Annotated in this window: 2 protein-coding genes; one reads left to right on the forward strand and one right to left on the reverse strand. The window is 60.1% G+C overall.

The genetic code is table 11. The annotated features are described in order from the left end of the window. Positions 1-585, forward strand: a 585-nt coding sequence (locus tag A5686_RS25155; RefSeq protein ID WP_067929809.1) for a class I SAM-dependent methyltransferase, incomplete at its 5' end; no start/stop codon positions are given. A gap of 60 nt (positions 586-645) precedes the next feature. On the opposite strand, the gene A5686_RS25160 is transcribed toward A5686_RS25155, so the two are convergent. Then, a partial coding sequence (locus A5686_RS25160) for a cyclopropane mycolic acid synthase family methyltransferase (protein WP_156750166.1) occupies positions 646-1,425 on the reverse strand: 780 nt, incomplete at its 5' end.

Consider the following 1,425-nt stretch of genomic DNA (forward strand, 5'->3'; position numbering starts at 1 on the left):
ACGCTCTCGGAGAACCAGGCCGAGCACGTGCAGAAGTCGTTCGATCAGATGGACACCACCCGCAGCAGGCGGGTGCTGCTGGAGGGCTGGGAAAAGTTCCACGAGCCGGTGGACCGGATCGTGTCGATCGGCGCGTTTGAGCACTTCGGTCGCCAGCGCTACGGCCGCTTCTTCAAGATGGCCTACCAAGCGCTGCCGCCAGGCGGAGTGATGTTGCTGCACACCATCGTTCGGCCGTCGTTCAGGGATGCCCGCGCCAGGGGCATGAAACTGACCCACGAGATCGTCCAGTTCTCGCAATTCATCCTGGCCGAGATCTTTCCCGGCGGCTGGCTGCCGACCCCGCAGACCGTCGGCGAATACGGGGTCACGGCGGGCTTCGACCTGACCCGGGTCCAGTCGCTGCAGTTGCACTACGCCAGGACACTGGATCTATGGGCCGAGGCGCTCGAGGCGAATCGCGAGCAGGCGTTGGCCATCCAGTCTCAGGAGGTCTACGACCGCTACATGAAGTACCTCACCGGCTGCGCGAAGCTGTTCCGGGAGGGCTACACCGACGTCAACCAGTTCACGTTGGAGAAGTGACCGGCTCACCATAGGCACTCAGCCCCAACGGATCACCGTTGTGCGCTGAAATGCTGTGAGCTACTTGACCAACGTGAATTGCCCCACGTTGCTGATGCCCTTGCGGAAGAAGTTCTCGCACCCGGTCAGATAGTGCATGTACTTGTCGTAGATCTCCTGGGACTGGAGAGCGATCGCCTTCTCCTTGTTGGCTTCCAGATTCGCCGCCCAGATGTTGAGGGTCCGCGCGTAATGCTCCTGCAGCAGCTGCACCCGCTCGATCGAGAAGCCCGCGGCCTCGCCGAATTTGAAAATGTCTTTCTGCGCCGGCAACTGACCCCCGGGGAAAATCTCCTGGCCGATGAAGCGCGCGAATCGAATATCGCTCATCGTCAATGTGACGCCCAGTGCGGGATATTCCTGCCAGTGATACATCAAGATCGTATGCAAAAGCATCCGGCCATCATCGGGAAGGATGTCGTAGGCGCGTTCAAAAAATGCGGAATAGCGTTCCATCTTGAATGCTTCGAAGGCGCCGATGGAGACAATCCGGTCGACTTTGTCTTCGAACTCTTCCCAGCCCTGCAGGCGCACCTCGATGTTGCGGTTGGTCGGCAGGCCGGCCAGCTTGTTCTTGCTGTACTCGAACTGGTTGCGGCTCAGCGTAATTCCGATGACATTGACGTCATATTTCTCGACAGCCCGCTTCAGCGCGCCGCCCCAACCGCAACCGATGTCCAGCAGAGTCATCCCAGGCTCGAGCTTGAGCTTTCCCAGCGCCAGATCGATCTTCGCGATCTGCGCCTCCTCGAGGGTCATGTCCTCACGCTCGAAGTACGCGCAGCTGTAGGTCTGGGTGGG

It is taken from the genome of Mycobacterium sp. E2479, assembly GCF_001667925.1.
In the GTDB taxonomy this organism is placed as follows: Bacteria; Actinomycetota; Actinomycetes; order Mycobacteriales; family Mycobacteriaceae; genus Mycobacterium.